The sequence below is a fragment of the Parafrankia elaeagni genome, assembly GCF_000374165.1.
Lineage (GTDB): Bacteria > Actinomycetota > Actinomycetes > Frankiales > Frankiaceae > Parafrankia > Parafrankia elaeagni.
The window spans coordinates 208,299-225,286 of sequence record NZ_KB893761.1 but is presented as its reverse complement, the minus strand read 5'-3'; the positions used below and the strand labels follow the sequence as shown (position 1 = coordinate 225,286).

Sequence of the window (16,988 nt, the reverse complement as noted above, 5' to 3'; positions counted from 1 at the left end):
GCTCGACGATCCAGGTCGCGATCCCCCGCACCGTCTTCACCGCCGCCAACTCCTCGACCACCGACTCGTCCAGCTCGGACGCCCCGCCGCCCGCACCCGGCAGACCCACCCGCCCGGCAAGCTCCCCGAGGATCTCCGTCCGCTTGATCGAATCAATCGACAGATCAGCCTCAAGATCCAGATCAGGCTCCAGCATCTCCACCGGATAACCCGTCAGATCCGCGATCACCCCGACCACGGCATCCGTGACCTCACCCATCCCACGGACCACCGGCCCGGCTGTCTCCACCGAACGCGCCGTGACCTGCGCGGGCACCGAGACAGTCCGGGAGGCGTGCAGGGCACCGGTGCCGTTGACGGAGACGCCCGTCTCCGGAGCGCCGGCCGCCAGCCCGCCTGCCGTCGGGACAGCCGCGGTCGGGACAGCCGCGGTCGGCGGCGGCACGACGGCCGCCGCGCCGAAGTCAGCGTGGCGTGGGGCGTGGGCGAGGCCCGGGCCCTGCGCCGCCGTGCCGGGCAGGTGGCCGTTCGACTCCGGCCAGGCCCGCGAGGTGCCGAGCGGGAGCTGGGCCGGCGCGGCAGGCGGTGCGGTGCTGGCCGGCGCGGGCCGGCCGGCGTTCAGGTAGGTGAGCAGGACGTCCCGCTGGGCGGCCACGAGCTCTCGGCCCGTCCGCAGGAACTCCAGCACCAGGCTGTCGGTCGGGCCGGGAGCGGCGGGCGCCGCAGCGGCCGGGGCACCAGCGGGCGGGGCGTCAGGAGCCGGGACGGAGCCGGCCGGGGCTGTGCCAGATGGGACAGCGGCCCGGGCTCCGTTCGGGCTCGGGCCTGCCGCCGGGTGAGCGACGCCGTTCCCGTTGACGGTCCGAAGATCGACCACTGCAGAACCTCCCACCGATTCGCCGGGCCCCGTACCCGGCCATTCGAGAAGATCGTGTCGGTGCGCGGCTGGGGCGCCGCTGTCCGGGGTGGCGGTGACCGGGGCGGCGGTGACCGGGGCGGCGGTGACCGGGGCGGCCGGGGCGATCCGCCGCGCCGGCAGCAGGCCGCCGGGCAGCTGACGTCCGTCGCTGGTCCGCACGTAGGCACCGTCGAGAAGCCAGCCGGGCCGGCGCGGCATGCGCTCGGCCGCGGCCGGACGGGTGTCCCGCCCGGTGAACAGGGGGGACGGGTCGACATCCACGCCGGCCGCGGCGAGCTCGGCCACGGCGAGCAGCAGGCGCCGCAGGCCGTTCTCGGCCGGCGCGTCGGTGACGACCACCCGGTGCGGCCGGCCGGCGAGGATCTTGCCGATGAGCTGTGCCAGCACCCGGCCCGGCCCGGCCTCGACGAAGACACGGACGCCGGCGGCGTACATGGCCTCGATCTGCTCCACGAAGCGGACCGGCGCCGCGACCTGGCCGGCGAGCACCGCGCGGATCTCCGCCGGCGTCCCCGGGTAGGGGGCCGCCAGGGTGTTGGACCACACCGGGATGACGTTCGTCGCGAGAGTCGTCCCGTCGAGCTCGGTGGCGAGCGTGTGCGCGGCGCCGGCGACGACCGGGCTGTGGAAGGCGCAGGCCACCGGGATCCGCCGGGACGACAGGCCGGCCACCTTCAGCCGCTCCACCGCCGCGTCGACGGCGGCGGACGGCCCGGAGATCACCGTCTGGCGGGGTGCGTTCTGGTTGGCGAGGGCCACGCCGGCGATGGTGCCGTCGTCCGCGGGTTCCCCGAGCGCGGCCCGGATCTGGTCCGCTGTCGCGGACACCGCGGCCATGGTGCCGGGGTCGCTGCCCGCCGCCGCGAGGATCGCGTCCGCGCGGGCCCGGCTGAGCCGGACGAGCGCCTCCCGGTCGAGGACGCCGGCGGCGCTGAGCGCCGCCAGCTCGCCGTACGAGTGCCCGGCGACGTGATCCGGACGGATCCGCAGCCCCGCCAGCAGCTCGAAGACGGCCAGTCCGGCCAGCCCCAACGCGGGCTGGGCGGCCCGGGTGTCCGTGAGGGCGGCGGTCTGGGCGGCGCGCTCGGCGTCGCTGAAGGCCGCCGGGGGGAACATGGTCGCTGCCACGTCCGGGGCGAGCTCCAGCAGCGAACGAAGCCGCGGAAAGGCCACGAAGAGATCCGCGAGCATGCCCGGCCGCTGGCTCCCCTGCCCCGGGAAGACAAAGGCCAGGCTGCCCGCCGTGCCGTCGCCCCCGGGCACCGCTTCGGCCCCGGTGTCGGGACCCGGCGCGATGCCGGCGGCCACCGTGGCACCGTCGTCACCGCCGCGGACGAACACGCCTGCCCGCGGGGCCGAAAGGGGCTCCCTGGCCTGGGTGATCGCGCCCGCCAGGGCGTCCAGGTCGTCCGCGACGAAGGCGATCTGGACCGGTCCCCCGGCCTCCTCGCACACGGTACGGGCCAGATCGCGCAGCTGGTAGGGACGTCCCGCACCGTCGTTGGCACGGGCGAGCGCGTCCAGGCGGTCCAGGCGGCGCAGCGCGGCCTCCCGGTCGCGGCCCTGGACCAGGAACAGCTCGGCCGGCCAGCGGTCCAGGCCGTGAGCCGGCTCCGGTGCCTTGTCGTAGGCGGAGACGACGACGTGGAAGTTGGTCCCGCCGAAGCCGAAGGCGGACAGGCCGGCGTGCCGGGCTCCGGCGGGCGCCACCCAGGGCCGGGCCCGGTCGTCGAAGTAGAACGGGCTGTCCGACCGGTCCCAGTACGGATTGGGCTGGTCGACGTGCAGGGTCGGCGGGCGGACGCCCGTCTCCACCGCGCGTGCCACCTTGACCAGACCGGCAAGCCCCGCGGCGCACTTGGTGTGGCCGATCTGGGACTTCACCGAGCCGACGGCGCACTGGCCGGCGCCGGCGCCGTGCTCCTTGAACACCTCGGTGAGAGTGGCGAGCTCCGTCCGGTCGCCGACGACGGTGCCGGTGGCGTGCGCCTCCAGCATCCCCACCTCGGACGGCGAGATCCCCGCCGACGAGTAGGCACGTTCCAGCGCGATCACCTGGCCGGCCTTGCGCGGGGCGGTCAGCCCGAGGGCCCGGCCGTCGGACGAGCCGGCGACCGCGCGGATCACGGCCCGGATCCGGTCACCGTCACGCTGGGCGTCCGCGAGCCGCTTGAGGACGACCACCGCGACGCCCTCACCGAGGCTGGTGCCGTCCGCACCGGCGGCGAAGCTGCGGCACCGCCCACCCGGGGACAGCGCGTGCACCGAGGCGAAAAGCAGGAAGTCATGCACGCTTGAATGCGTGTCCACCCCGCCGCACAGCACAAGGTCGGACGAACCGGCCGAAAGTTCCTTGCAGGCGGCGTCCAACGCGGCCAGAGAGGAGGCGCAGGCCGCATCCACGGTGAAGTTCAGACCGCCGAGATCAAGGCGGTTGGCCACCCGGCCGGCGATGACGTTCGCCAGCAGCCCCGGAAAGGAATCCTCGTCGAGATCGGGCAGGATCTCCTCCAGCTCCGCGGGGAGCTCGCCGACCCAGGAACGATGAGCCGAACGGAAACCATAGGCGGTGGAGAGGTCCGATCCGGACTCCGCACCGAACACCACCGAGGAACGCTTCCGGTCAAACGGGCGGTCCTCGTATCCGGCGTCGCGAAGAGCCCGGGAGGCCGCTTCAAGAGCGAGAAGCTGACCCGGATCGATACTGCGGAGCGAACGGGGCGGAATTCCATAGGCAAGGGCGTCGAAGGGAATCTGCGGCAGGAAGCCGCCCCATTTTGACGGCGTACGCCGGCCGGCGTCCTTCACCATGGAGTCGGAGTCGTAGAAGAAATCCGCGTCCCAGCGTTCGGGCGAGACCTCGGTTATCGCGTCGACCCCGGCGACCACGTTGGCCCAGTAGTCCTTGTCGTCGGCAGCCCGCGGAAACACGGCCGACATTCCGATGATCGCGACATCGAGCGGACGGGCGGATTCACGCACCGCCGCGACGGAACGGGCGGCGCGCGCCAGCCGGTCACCGTCAGCACCATCATCAGCACTCGAACGAACCACGGGGGCCGCGGCGGGCCCGGCCGGACCAGGGACGGCCGCCCCGGCGAACTCGCTCGCGCGAGCGGCCAGGTGGGCTGTCGCGTCCTGGGTGACCTCGGTGTGCAGGCGGGCGATCGACGTCCGCGCCGAACGCAGGCCGGCGACCTGACCAATCATGAACATGCCCTCGGTGGCCTGCTCGTCGGGCCCGACCGTGACCAGCTGGGTGCCCTCCCGCCGCACGCCCCGGCTGGCGATGCGCAACCGGCCGAGGTTCAGCTGCTCCAGCTCGGCCCACATCTCCTTGCGCGGGACGCCGGCCGCGGCCAGCTCGTCCCGCCGGCGGAGGAAGTCATGCACGTAGGCGGACTCCACGCACCGCGTGGCGTGCCCCGGCGAGGTCTCGAGCAGCACCGTGCGGGACGCGGTGATCGCCGCGTCCTGGAAGCCCGGCATGATCGCCCCGTCAGCGACCGCCTCGTCGGTGAACAGGTAGGCGGTGCCCATGAGCACGCCGATCCGCGCACCGCGGTCGACCAGCGGCGCCGCCGCCGCCGCGACCATCGCGGCCGAGGCCGGGTCGTGGATCCCGCCGGCGAACAGGACGTCCAGGTCCCGCAGCGACTCCGGCCCGTCGTCCCCGCGCCGGGCGAACTCCAGCAGACCGGCGATCTGCGCCTCCCAGAGCGGGAAGCTCGCCCGCGGCCCGACGTGGCCGCCGCACTCGCGGCCCTCGAAGACGAACTTGCGCGCCCCGTCGGCGAGGAACCGGTCCAGCAGGCCCGGGGACGGGACGTGCAGGAAGGTGTCGATCCCGACCGCCTCCAGCGGCGCCGACTGCGCCGGTCGGCCACCGGCGATCAGCGCGCACGGCGGGCGGACGGCGTAGACCGCGTCCAGCTGGGCGGCCCGCGTCTCCGGCGGCGCGAAGCCGAGAATCCCCACGCCCCAGGGCAGGTCGCCGAGCAGTGCGGCGGTCTCCTCCAGGAGCGCTCGCGTCTCCTTGCCGCTCATCAGGGCCAGGGCCAGGAACGGCAGTCCGCCCTCGCGGGCCACCGAGAGCGCGAACTGCGCCCTGTCGCTGACCCTGGTCATCGGCCCCTGTGCGACGGCGTGACGCAGCCCGCGGGCGGCGGCGAACGCCGAGCCCGGGGCGAGCGGCCGGTGCCGGGCCGCTGACGCGAGCGAGGAACGGATCGACTCCCGTACGGCCCGCACAACCGCGCTCGCCGTGTGGTGGCGATCGGCGAGACCGGCAGCGAACGCGCCGTCCTGCCCGACCGGCAGCAGCTGCTCCCGCAGGTCCCGCCCGCCCAGCCGCAGGGCGACGGGGACCGTGGGGGCGGTGGGGGCGCTCAGGGCGCCGTCCGACGCCCGCTCGCCACCGGTGTCGCGGAAGTCCACCTCCGGTTCGTCCGCTGCCCGCCCGGCGTCGGTGACCACAGCGACGCCCGCGCCGGTTCCGACCGTCCCGCCCGGGACGGCGGACGCGGACGCCCAGCCCACCAGCCCGGCCACGGGCAGGTCAGGCCGCACGTAGACCCGGTGGCCGTCGATCAGCGCGGTCTCGCTGCCGTCCATCGCGCGGACGGCCTTCGCGACCTCGGCGGGCAGTTCCACCTCCCGTACCAGAGCCAGCTGCGAGTCGAGGACGACGCCGGCCGCGCCGCCGGCTACAGCCGCCGCCGCGGTCGCCGGGCCTATCCCACCGGCGGCCCACACGGGGGCAACTGTTCCGTCCAGCCGTGTCGGCTTCGCAGCGATCAGGTACTGGAGCAGAGTGAATGTCGTGAGATCACCGACCCGTCCGCCGGCCTCGTTGCCGCGGGCGATCAGGCCATCCGCGCCGTCGTCGAGTGCTTGGCGCGCCGCCGAAACCGAGAGCACCTCGACGAGCACCCGCCGGCCCGCGGCGGAAACCGCGGCCGCTCCCCACGGTGCGTCGACACCGAGGACCACGGTGTCGACGCACGCAGGCAGCTCCGCCAGCTCCAGCGGGCAGCCCTGGGCCACCCGTACTCCGATCGGCACCGGCGACCAGGCAGCCGCGGCGGCCAGTGCCTCGCGGCCGCGGGCCGGGTCCAGGCCGAGATCGAGGATTCCCGTGCCGCCGGCATGCCCGACCGCCGCGACCAGGTGCGGCGCCGGCTCCCCGAACGGGCTGATGACGACGACCAGATCCCGTTCGCCCTGGTCGTCGGGCTCGGTCCGGGGGTGCGCGCTCGCTGCGCTGCTCATCGGTTGCTCCTCCTGGCCTGGCCCCGCCGAAGACGGAGACGGCCGGGGTCGGTTGCTGTCAGCACGGGGCCGAAGCAGTCGGCGTCCCGGAACCGGACGTGGGCGGGCGGCGCCAGTACGAACAGGTGCAACTCCCAGTCGGGGACAGCAGCGGGTGCCCGGACAGGCGCCGCGCCGCTGGCGGCGATTCGGTCACTGTGATGGTGGTCCGGTCCGGTCGGGTCACCTGAGCCAGCGAGCGTGCGCGAAATCCTAGCCGGCCCCAACCGGGTCTCCACACGTAGGTGCCACCGCGAAACAGCGTTGTGATCTGCCTGGTCAGGGCCCTGCCCGTCACCGGCCATGACGACATCAGACGCAGGCCGGGCGTCCTGGCCGGCCCCATCGCCGCAGACTGCCGCGATGCCCGCGCGGCTGGCCCCGGGCCCTCCTCGCGCTGCACGGCCAATGCCGGGGTTGTTGCTGTCATTGCCCATGTTGTCATCGCTCGCGAATCGCGAGGTGGCATCAGTCGCGCCACGCCGGCAGGCCCTACAACTCCGCTCTGCCGGCTGATTTCTCATGTTTACGCGGTCCGGTACCTGGCACTGTCCGGGCATGGAAGGCGGGCAGTGGAACCTACCCGGAAAAACCCATGCACCTTTCTTCGGCCGGGTCCCTGACGCGCGATGGCTGATCGCACTGTTCCCCCCCGACATGACATTCATCCAGGTGTTCCTCCGGTCCCTGCCGGAACAACGCGCCGACGCCGGCCCTGGACCGGCGGACGCGCTGTCAGCGGACTCGCCTCTTCTGCCCTCCGTACACGTGACGCTATGGCCCTTTCAACCTAGTCACTTCGCGGGCAGCGTCGCAAGCACAGGCGCCGGACTTTTCACTGATGTCGCCCACAACCCTCACACTGGATTGATAAATACGCTGTTCAAGTCGCATTGCGACCACGCGACTGCACGGGTTCCGGAGTGCGGGCGCGCGATCATTTCGTGCCGATCCACCAGCATGGCACCCAACGGCCGCGACCGGGAGACCACCCGAAGTGACTAGAGACCGGCCGTGACCGACAGACCACCAACAGAAGCTCGGTGGACGCCCACCCGGTTCACGGGGTGGGGTTCGGCACCATCACCAGGCTGCCAGCGGCGAGACCGGACACGGGCCCCCGCGATGACTCGGGACAGAACCGAGAGCCCCCGGAGCAACAACCCGGCGGCGCGCCTCGCTCGGCGCTGGCGACGTTCGCACGATGACGGCCACCGTGCTGCCAGCTGCGGCGCGCGGGCCGGCCAGCCGGTCGGGCAGGGGGTCAGGCAGGGTCAGGAGGTCACGGCCGCCGCAGGTCGCCGGCCCGACGGCCCGGCGGCCCGACGGCCCGGCGGCCCGGCAGCCCGCGCCAGTGGGCCCTGCCGCCGGTGGGGCAGGAGCGGCGAGGACGGGTGCGGCCAGCCGCCCCGGCGCATCCCGGCGGCGGGAGAACCACAGAACTCCCCAACGGACGACCAATCCCGCTGGTTCCGCCACCCCGCCGGTTCCGCTCGCCGGGCGTCGAGCCGGGCGCCCGGGGACACGCCGCGCCGGGCCTGCACGGCGGCACAGGCCCGGCGGGACGAACGCGCGGCTCCGGGGGACGCGCGGCTTCGGGAACACGCGGTCCCGGGAGGACCGGGTGCTGGGAACACGGGGTACAGGCGACGGAGTCCGACGAAGAGCGTGACCGGTCCGGGTGGACGGGCAGGCAGGCGGGCAGGGCCCGGTCGCGGTCACGGCCCCCGGGGGCATGTCGTCACACGGTCGGCCTCGGACGCGTCGCGCGGGGGCATGCGAGGACGCGGTCCGGGCGGACCTGCCGGGGCGCGGGCTGTTAACCGCACCGTCGGCGAGGGCCGGACATGGGCAGGTCCGACCCCGTTCCAGCCGGTGGTGCCGGCCGGGCCGGCCAGGAGGGGCTGGCCGGGCGGTGCTATCCGGGCCGCGCCGTCGGACGCTCTCGTCCGGGCGGCGCCGCCGCGGGGTGCGCGGATCAGGCGCTTGCTGAGCTGACGTTCATACGCGGATGGCGCTGGGAGTGTCCAGGGATGTCGGGATGGGCGGCCGGTGCCCGGGCGGCACCGCCGACCTGGCCTACAGTCGGGGAAGCCCGGGTGCCGGCATGGAGCCCATCTCGCGCTGCCAGGCGAGGGCGAGCTGGGTGCGGTTCGAGCAGCCCGTGGCCACCAGCGCGTGGGTCAGGTGGTGCTTGACCGTGTCGATGCTGATGCAGAGCGCCTCCGCCACCTGCCGGTTCGACTGGCCTTCCGCGACGAGGCGGACCACGTCCCGCTCGCGGGCGGAGAGCTTGGCCGTGACGGCCGGTCCCGGGTTGACCCGGATGTAGAAGCGCAGCAGGTTGCCGAGGTGGCGGGCGAGCACCGCGCCGACGGCCCGGTCCCGCGGGCCGAACGCACCCGGGCGGGGGTCGAGCAGCGAGACCACGGCGCCGACGCCGCTGTTGCCGGCCAGCCGGATCAGCAGCTTCGCGTGGATTCCGTGGGCGCGCAGGAAGCGCTCGAGCCGCAGCCGCACCTCGGGGCGGTCGGGGACGCCGATCTCGTCCAGCGTGACGAGCCCGCGCTCCCACATCAACCGCAGGCTCTCCGGGTCGTTGAAGACCTCGAGGCTGCGGTACCGCTCCAGGAACGGCCCGGCCATGCGCAGCGCGAGGCCGCGGCCGGTGGGGCGGGCGTCCTGGAAGGTCGCCTGCGGCGACGATCCCAGGAAGAAGGCGGAGTGGCGGTAGCCGAGGTGGCGCGCCATGCCGTCGAGCGCGGCCTCGCGGAACGCGGGCAGTGAGGCGGCCCGCTCGCAGTCCTCGACGACGCGCAGGACGCCGCGCAGTTCCGCTGCGCCCAGGGCGAGGTCGCGGGGCACCTGCGGCCCGCGGGCGGGAACAGCGGCTCGGTTCGGCAGCCCCGCCGCGACCGCACCGGGACGGGTGCGCGACGCGGGGTGGCCCACCGCGGAGGTCGCCGCGATGGGGGTGTGCCGGGCGGTGGGAGCCCGATGGGGCACCGGAACGCCGGTCGGCCGGGAAACCCCCGACGATGTGTCCATCGTCACGGCAAGCCGGCCGCTGGCCGGGTGGGCGCTGGGGCTACCATCGGGGTTGCTGAGCATTCGGTCAGTCACACATGCCTCCGGGGGCAGACCGACACCAGGTCACTGGCCGGTAGTCGCGAATCAGCCGGCGTATTTCCGGCCAAGTTGGACATGTTCGGCAAGCCTAGGGCCGCGGCTACCCAGATGCCACCCTGCAACACCTACTTTCTGGCGCCTGATAAGCCTGACTGGCTTATGTGACTAATGAACCTCAGTTCAACCGCGATTTACCTTCGCAGCGCCGTTGTGCGTGACCCCTCGGACGCGGTCCGTAACGACAACGGCAGGACTCCGCCCCCCAAAGGTGCCACCAACGGCCCTCGAATTGGCCCGGTCCGACCACCACCTCCACCTTCGGTCACCAGCGTGTAGTCGATCGGCACGGAGGGTAGCTTTCTCACCGTACGTATCTCGCTACTCGCAGCGGATCACCACTCTGGCGGCCTCCGCGGGCATGCCGATACGAGGTGAGGCGCGTGACGACCGGCTTCTCGATCTTTCTCATCGCCGCCGGCGCAACTCTCCGCTATGCGTTGTCCTACCGGTTGAGTGGCGTCGACCTGCAGATACTCGGATCGATCATCATGGCTACCGGCGGCGCCACGCTGGCCGTCCAGGCCGCCCGCGCAGTCCGCGCCGGCCGGCTCCGGGCCCGCCCGGTCGCGAGGACGCTTCCACTTCCCTCCCGGCTTCCCCTGTGGCGTCCCTCGGAAGATGGCTCGACGGAGCGCTTCTGGCCCGCCGCGCAATCAGCGTGGGACATGCCAGCCCGGGCTGCCGGAATCCGTTTCGAGGACAATCAGTCACCCCCGAGGCGGGGTCCCCGTCCGGACGTCCAGCAAGGCTGGGATGAGGCCACCGACCTCGGGATCCCGTACACCACCAGCCAGGGTGGCAGCCCGTACGACCAGCCCGAAGGTGCCCCGCGGCCCTGGCCCGCCCAGGACCAGGCCGGCCCGGCGGACGGCAGCCCGACCCTGCTGCCGCCGCGGGCGAGCTGGCAGCTCGACGAGGCCGGCTGGCCGGACGAGGTACGCCCGCCCGTGCCTGGCTCCGATCGCTGAACGGGGCCCGCGGGCCCGACGGCCGAGGCGGCTGCGCTCACAGCGGATGCAGGACTCACAACAGGTGCTGCGCTCACAGCAGGTGCAGCGCCCGGGCGCGGTGGACCGCGTCGCGGCGCCGGGCGACGTCCAGCTTGCGGTAGATGCTCTTGAGGTGTGTCTTGACCGTGTTGACCGAGACGTACATCTCCGCCGCGATCTCCGCGGTCGTCAGCATGGTCGGCAGGTAGCTGAGCACGGCCAGCTCACGTTCGCTCAGCCGCTCCGCGGGCTCGGCGCCCAGACCTCCCGGCAGTACGAGGGGGCTCCCACCTCCCGCTCCCGGTCGGGTCTCTTCCGGTCTGCCGAGGCTCTCCGGCCTGTTCCCCGCCCCGGGGCCCGCCCCGAACCCGGCTGCCGGGGCCGGGCCGGCGGAACGCGAGCCGGCGGCACCCGGCGCCCCTCTGGCGAACCGGGCTCCGTCGGCGGCGGGTGCCGGAGTGGCAGCGCGGGGGCCGGCTGCCGGTGCGGACGGCGGCCAGCGTCCCGGGGTGGCCCCGCCGGCCCGATCCGCCGGCGGTCTGGTCGGGGTGGGGACGATCACCTCGGCACCCGCGCCGGGCACCGTTCGGCCACCGGAGCTCCCGCGGCCCCCCGTCGCGAGGCCGGAACCCGTCGCCGGCCGGGGCAGGCCCGTCGGGCGCAGCCCGTTCGACGGGCCCGGCGGCGACGCCAGGTCGTCCGGAGCGGCGGCCCGCGGCGTGACCGCCAGCAGTGAGGCAGCCAGGCGTGGCGCCGCGGACCGGTCCAGGGCCGCCACGAAGGCGGGCTGGCCGTCGGTCAGCTCGGGGTGGGCGGCCATCAGGTCCAGCAGCTCCTCGCCGGCCTCGGTGAACGGGGCCACCATTCCCTCGTCGGCGGCGAGCGCAACGGCCCGCGCGAGCAGCCCGCCGGCCCGGGCGTGATCGTTGCGCCGGGCGGCGGCGACCGCGCCGAGCACGCAGGCCGCGACCAGGCCCGCGCCGCCGTCGTCGGCACGCAGCAGGGGGGCGAGCGTCTCCTCCGCGGCCGGCACATCACCGCAGGACAGCACCGAACGCGCGAGCGCGAGCTGGACCTGCGGGTCCGCGGCACGTTCGCTGTCGCGCAGCAGCAGGCGCCGGGCGGCCTCCGGAGTCCCGGCGGCGACAAGCAGGTCCGCCTCCGCGGCCCGGCGGGCAGCTGCGCACAACGGCGGCATCGGCCCGGGCCTGCCGACTGCGAGCATGCGTCTGGCCGCGCGCACATCGTCGGGAGCGCCCCGCAACAGCCGCAGCCGGGTGTCGCAGATGGTGATGAGTTCGGCCAGGAAAGCCGGGTTCGCAACGGTCAGCGACCGACGTGCCGCACCCAGGCACCGGCCGGCCTCGGCGAGCTCGACCCGTTGCAGCCACACCATCGCGGCGGCCAACCACGCCTCGGCGAACCCGGGCACGGCCGCGGCCGGCCCCGCGTCGGGCGCGTGGTGGTCGCTGGCGGGGTCCGCGTCGCCGAACACCATGCTCAGCACGCTCTCGGCCTGCCGCAGCCGGCCACGCAGGGCGTACTGCAGAGCAAGCGCGCCGAGGCAGGACGTCTCCACGCCGGTGAGCCCAGCCCGCCGGGCGGCGACAGCCCCCTCCTGCAGGAACCCGGCGGCGGCGGAAAGACGACCGAGCCACAGCTCGCCGCGGCCGCGCGCGCACAGCGCCACCGCCCGTGCCCGCTCATCCACGGGACGTCCGGGGCGAGGCGGGTCCTTCCTGGTCGCAGCGAGCTGGTCCGCCGCGCCGGACACGCCGGACACGCCGGACGGATCCGGCAGGTTCGACTGGCCGGAGGCCTCGGGCCTGCCGGATGGTCTGGAAGCGCTGGTGGCACTGGAGCGCAGCAGCCGCCGGGACGCAGTGATCATCTCGGCCGGCTGCCCGGCGAGCTCGGCCCGGTACATCTCAACCAGGTCGATCCGCTCCACAAGAGTGCGCCGCCGGGAGGCACCCGGCCCGGACAGGACCGCGGGCAGTCGGGCGCGGGCTGACAGCAGGCTCGCCGACCCGGCCTCCAGCTGCCCTGACCGCAGGTGGGCCACGGCCAGGACGAGGTCGCATTCGGGTGACAGCCCCGCTGCCCCGGCCGGCAGCGCCGCCACGAGCACTCCGAGTTCGGGCGCCCGTCCAAACAGGATGTCCATCAGAGCGGAGCCGTCGACCAGCAGGCAGGCGAGGTACCACCAGTCCCCGGCCCGCAGTGCGTGCCGGGCCGCGTCGGAGGTGCTGTCGTTCGCTGCGAACCACAGCGCTGCGCGCAGGTTGAGCTCGCGGGGATCCTCATCCGGATCCTGCTGGAGCAGCCCATGCAGGGCCATCCCCAGCAACCGGTTGTACCGGTACCAGTCCGGCGACGGATCGGTGGCTTCAGCGCCCGCGGCGGTTCCGACCGGGTGGCTGCCCGGCCGGAACCGGTCGAGCGAAACGAGAAAACCACCGGTTCGCGCGAAGTCGCGCAGCAGATGGACGGCTCCGCGCCGGGCCCGCGCCGCCCCCGGCCGCCAGACCGGCCCGACCGCCCCGATGCCGTCCGGTGTGATGCCGTCCGGTGTGATGCCGTCCGGCACGATGTCGATCGCAGCGACCGCGGCCGCCAGCGGACCGCTGATCCGTTCCAGGACACTGGTCCGGAGCAGGAATCGGCGGGTCGGCTCCGGGTAGCTCGACAGGACCTCGGCGTGCAGGTACTCGGTGATGGCCGTCTGAGGGCCCCAGGCGGGATCAGGCTCCGCGGGAACGCTGCCCTCCCCCGCACCGGCCAGCCCCGCTTCCCGGCCCTCCTCAGCATCGCCCGCCGGCCAGCCGTCCCGAGGCGCGCCGACGGGCCGCGCACCGTCAGCGGACCTCGCGCGTTCCACTGCGCCGACGGCAGCGAGGCGCAGACCGACCGCCCACCCCTCAGTCTGCCGCCACAGGGCCGTCGCCAGCCGGTCGGTGACTGCGAGGCCGTGCGCGGCGAGCAGCTGGGCCGTCTCCTGTGGGGTGAAAGCCAGGTCGGGCGGGCCGAACTCGGTGAGCCGGCCCTCGGCGCGGAGGCGGTGGGCGCGCAGCACGGGTGTCCGACCGGCCAGGACCAGCCGCAGACGTCCGTCCCCCTCGCCCGCCAGCAGCTCCAGCACGGCAAGATCATCTGGGTCGCGGACCAGGTGGGCGTCGTCCAGGATCAGCACCGCGGGAGCGGGCATCTCGGCGAGGTGGTTGACGAGTTCGCGCCGGAAACGCTCGGGGCAGCTGTCGGCAGCCCCAGCAGCCCCAGCCGCCAGCCGGGCCAGTTGATCGCCGGCGGGCAGCGCGGCGTCTCGACACAGTGCGCGCAGGATCTGCGCCCACAGCGAGACGGACGGCGCAGACCGGTGTGGACCGGAGGGCGGCGCGGAAAGCCCGGGCGTGCCCGGCGTTTCCTGCGCGCCCGGAACCCGGCCGGCGGCCTGACGCCCGCGCCGGGATCCGAGGGATCCGAGCGCGGGATCAACACGAAGCCAGACCACGGGGTGCCGCGACCGCCCGGATCTGGCCCAGTCGGCAAGCAGCATCGTCTTGCCGGTGCCGGCAGGCGCGCAGACGCAGGTCAGCGGGCCGTCGACCGCCGTGTCCAGCCTGTCCAGCAGCCGCACACGCGAGATGGAGGGGACGACCGGCCGTGGCGGCACGAGCCTGGTGCCGAGGACAGGCAGTTCGGATGCCGACGCCGCCGTGCGCGGCAGGTACGGCCACGGCAGCAGGTCTGGGGCCGCGCTCGGACCGTGCCCGGGAACGACGGAATCCGGACCGTCCGGACGGCCCACCGCTCCCTGTGCACCCACGACTTGATCACCCCCGACTCACAATGCCAAGGGTAGTGGTACAGGCACTCTGTGCTTTCGGCAACCAGGGGGTGGTGTCGGCCCGGCGGCACAGCGAGGACACGGCGGAGATCACGACGGACGTGGACGGTTCCGGAAGCACCTCACCGGCGCGTTCTCTCCCGGAACCGTCCGATCCGTCGCCACCGATCCGTCGCCACCGAATCAGCGCGCGCCCACAGCTGTCAGGCCGGACACAAGACGGTCAGGCCCGAAAACGGTCAGGCCGCCCCGAAAACGGTCAGGCCGCGCAGTCGGCGCACATGGTCCGGCGGGTGTCGGCGAGCTGGCTCCGGTGCTGTACCAGGAAGCAGCTCGTGCAGGTGAACTCGTCCGCCTGGCGCGGCAGCACCCGCAACGCGAGCTCCTCGTCCCGGACCTCGGCGTCCGGGAGGTCGAGCTCGGCCTCCAGCGCGTCCATGTCGTCGCCGAGATCGGCCGCCGCACCAGCACGTTGGGCTTTCAGCGTCTCCAGGCTCTGTTCCTGGAGCTCGTCCTCCTCGACATCCGTGCTGCGCCGAGCGTCGAAGTCACGAGCCATGCCTCTCCTTACCTTTCCCTTGTCCTCACAGACCGCGGCCTGTCGACACCGACGTCGATCCACAACGGGATCGAGCGAGCACGGTACCCGAACGACATCGGCTGATCACAATAAGCAGTGGCTCTGGCCGAGAAGTAAGCGCCAGGCAGATGTCCGCATTCCCCATGCCGGAAGCCGGTACCCAGGGCCACCGGTTCGGAACACGGATCTCCAAAGCCGCCCGAAGGATACGGGTCGAAGAGTCGCCAGACCAAGCAGGGGCACCCTGGCGCTGTGTCACTCCCGCCACATCCGGCTCCGGCGCCGACCGACCACCCACCGAGAAAGCCTGTACCCGTCGGGACGGGCGGGCTCGGAGCAGCCGGTTCAAGGAACGATGGCCGGTCGAGGCGGGCCACCCAACGGTGGTGTGGCGGCGCGGCGAAAGCAGCAGGCCGGCAGCCAGACACGACGGCAGCCAGACACGACGGCAGCCAGACACGGCAGCGGTCAGGGGATGACCGAACAGCCAACGGCTCGCGGCGTGGCGGCCGTGGGCCGGCCCGAGGGGAGATGACGGAGATCAGAGGAGATCACATAGAGATGCCGAAATGTGATCAGACAGCGAGGTCAGAGATACAGCCCGGTAAGTCCGTCATCGAGCCGCTCCGCAGCCACGGCGTGCACGTCGCGTTCGCGCATCAGGATGTAGGTCGTCGAGTGCAGCTCAACCTCGGCGCGGTCCTCGGGGTCATAGAGCACCCGGTCACCCACCTGGACCGTGCGCACCACCGTCCCGATGGCGACCACGTCAGCCCACGACAGGCGCTTACCCATCTGCGCGGTGGCGGGGATCACGATGCCTGCCTTCGAACGCCGGTCCGCGGAATCCTCCCGCGGCTGCACCAGCACCCGGTCGTGCAGGAGTCGGATGGGCAACGAGCCACTCGCAACATCGATGCCGGCCGCGCCCCCGACACCGTTGACACCGTTGACACCGCCGGAAACTACGCTCACACGCTCGGACCCTACTCGCCCGGACCCCCGGCGCCGGCCGGATGTATCCGATTGCCCCGGCCCGTACCCGCCCGGTAACCGCGGCCACCCGTCACCCGTAGTGGCAAACGCGCCGCAGCGAAGGTCCCCCGGCCCCGGCCCGGAAGCGGCCGAAACTGCGACGGCCGCTCCATCCACGGACACCGGCATATCAACCAGACCTGATGGGGATTGACACCTCAACGCGGTATAAGCTGCCGCCCATCGTCATCCGGCCCATCACGGCCGGGTGCCGGGAGGCGCGCCGGAGGGGATGCCCGGCACCCAGCACAAGCGTCCGCGTCGGAAGCCAGGTAACGGTCGACACGCACGAGCCGAGGGATGGGGCAAACCAATGGCGCTGAGAATCAGTGTGGACCTTGAAGGGCTGCGCTGGGCCGACCTGTTCCGGTTCGTCGATCTCGCGAGAAGCGGTGGCATCGGCCCGGAGGACCAGGTCGACGTCATCACGTACGGCAGCGACCCGATGTCGGTCAGCCTCTCCGCCCGGATCTACCCGGTATCAGACGGTTTCCTCGCCAGCGACCAGCAGGAACTCGGGCCCGGCGACGGCCTGCGCGGCCCGGCACCGCTTTCCCTCGCGCCCGGCAGTCCGTCGTCCGCGGGGGGGTTCGGCTACGACACCTCGGGTGAACGTCCGTCGTCCAACGGCTCGCACTACCCCGCGTTCGACAACGGCTCCGAGCGTCCGCCCGCGGGCGCCGGCAACCTTCCCGCCTACGGCCCGCCCGGATACGACAGCCAGCCGGAGCGCGGCACCCCGCCGCCGCCCCCGCCGCCCCCTCCGGCCGGAGGCTCGCACTACCCGGCCTTCGACGCGCCGAACGAGCGGCTGCCAGGTCAGGGCGGCGGTCAGTTCGCCGGCTTCGAGCCGGTCTTCGACCGCTCGCAGAACGGCAAGGAGACCGGTGCCGCCGGCGGCGTCGAGAGCCCCTACATCGAGGAGTTCGCCCGTCTCCAGGAGGGCCTGATGCGCCAGGTCCGCCGAGACGGCGAGGTCCGCCCGGACCGGGCCTGACCTGCCGGCGCCAGTCAGCGCCAGTCAGCGCACAGCGCAGGGGGCGGGTGGCAGCCCGGGCGGGGCACAGCCTCTGCCGTCGGCCGCCAGAACACCCACACAGCCCGGCACCTTCGGGCCGT

Annotated in this window: 7 protein-coding genes; 2 read left to right on the top strand and 5 right to left on the bottom strand. The window is 73.4% G+C overall.

Annotated elements, in window-relative coordinates; all coding sequences use genetic code 11:
- Positions 1–6,190, bottom strand: a 6,190-nt coding sequence (locus B207_RS0126755; RefSeq protein WP_018639755.1) for a type I polyketide synthase, incomplete at its 3' end; no start/stop codon positions are given.
- Positions 6,191–8,308: 2,118 nt separating this feature from the next.
- Positions 8,309–9,277, bottom strand: coding sequence for a helix-turn-helix transcriptional regulator (locus B207_RS0126750; RefSeq protein WP_230205240.1), 969 nt, complete (start codon positions 9,275–9,277; stop codon positions 8,309–8,311).
- Between the two features lie 521 nt (positions 9,278–9,798).
- Here B207_RS0126750 and B207_RS35820 point away from each other — a divergent pair.
- Positions 9,799–10,386: a hypothetical protein gene (locus B207_RS35820; RefSeq protein WP_018639753.1), complete on the top strand. Its 588-nt coding sequence runs from the start codon at positions 9,799–9,801 to the stop codon at positions 10,384–10,386.
- 73 nt (positions 10,387–10,459) lie between these two features.
- Here B207_RS35820 and B207_RS0126740 read toward each other — a convergent pair whose 3' ends face one another.
- The 3 genes from B207_RS0126740 to B207_RS0126730 form a co-directional block, all read right to left on the bottom strand.
- A complete protein-coding gene (locus tag B207_RS0126740) occupies positions 10,460–14,233 on the bottom strand; it encodes a LuxR C-terminal-related transcriptional regulator (RefSeq protein WP_230205239.1) in 3,774 nt (1,257 codons plus the stop codon).
- A gap of 280 nt (positions 14,234–14,513) precedes the next feature.
- Complete coding sequence (locus tag B207_RS0126735) at positions 14,514–14,813, bottom strand: DUF4193 family protein (RefSeq protein ID WP_018639749.1); 300 nt, start codon at positions 14,811–14,813, stop codon at positions 14,514–14,516.
- Positions 14,814–15,422: 609 nt separating this feature from the next.
- Entirely contained in the window at positions 15,423–15,809 is a 387-nt protein-coding gene (locus B207_RS0126730) for a GroES family chaperonin (protein ID WP_018639747.1), read from the bottom strand.
- A 373-nt stretch (positions 15,810–16,182) separates the two neighbouring features.
- On the opposite strand from B207_RS0126730, the gene B207_RS0126725 reads away from it, so the two are divergent.
- Entirely contained in the window at positions 16,183–16,866 is a 684-nt protein-coding gene (locus B207_RS0126725; protein WP_018639746.1) for a hypothetical protein, read from the top strand.
- Positions 16,867–16,988: the final 122 nt, after the last annotated feature.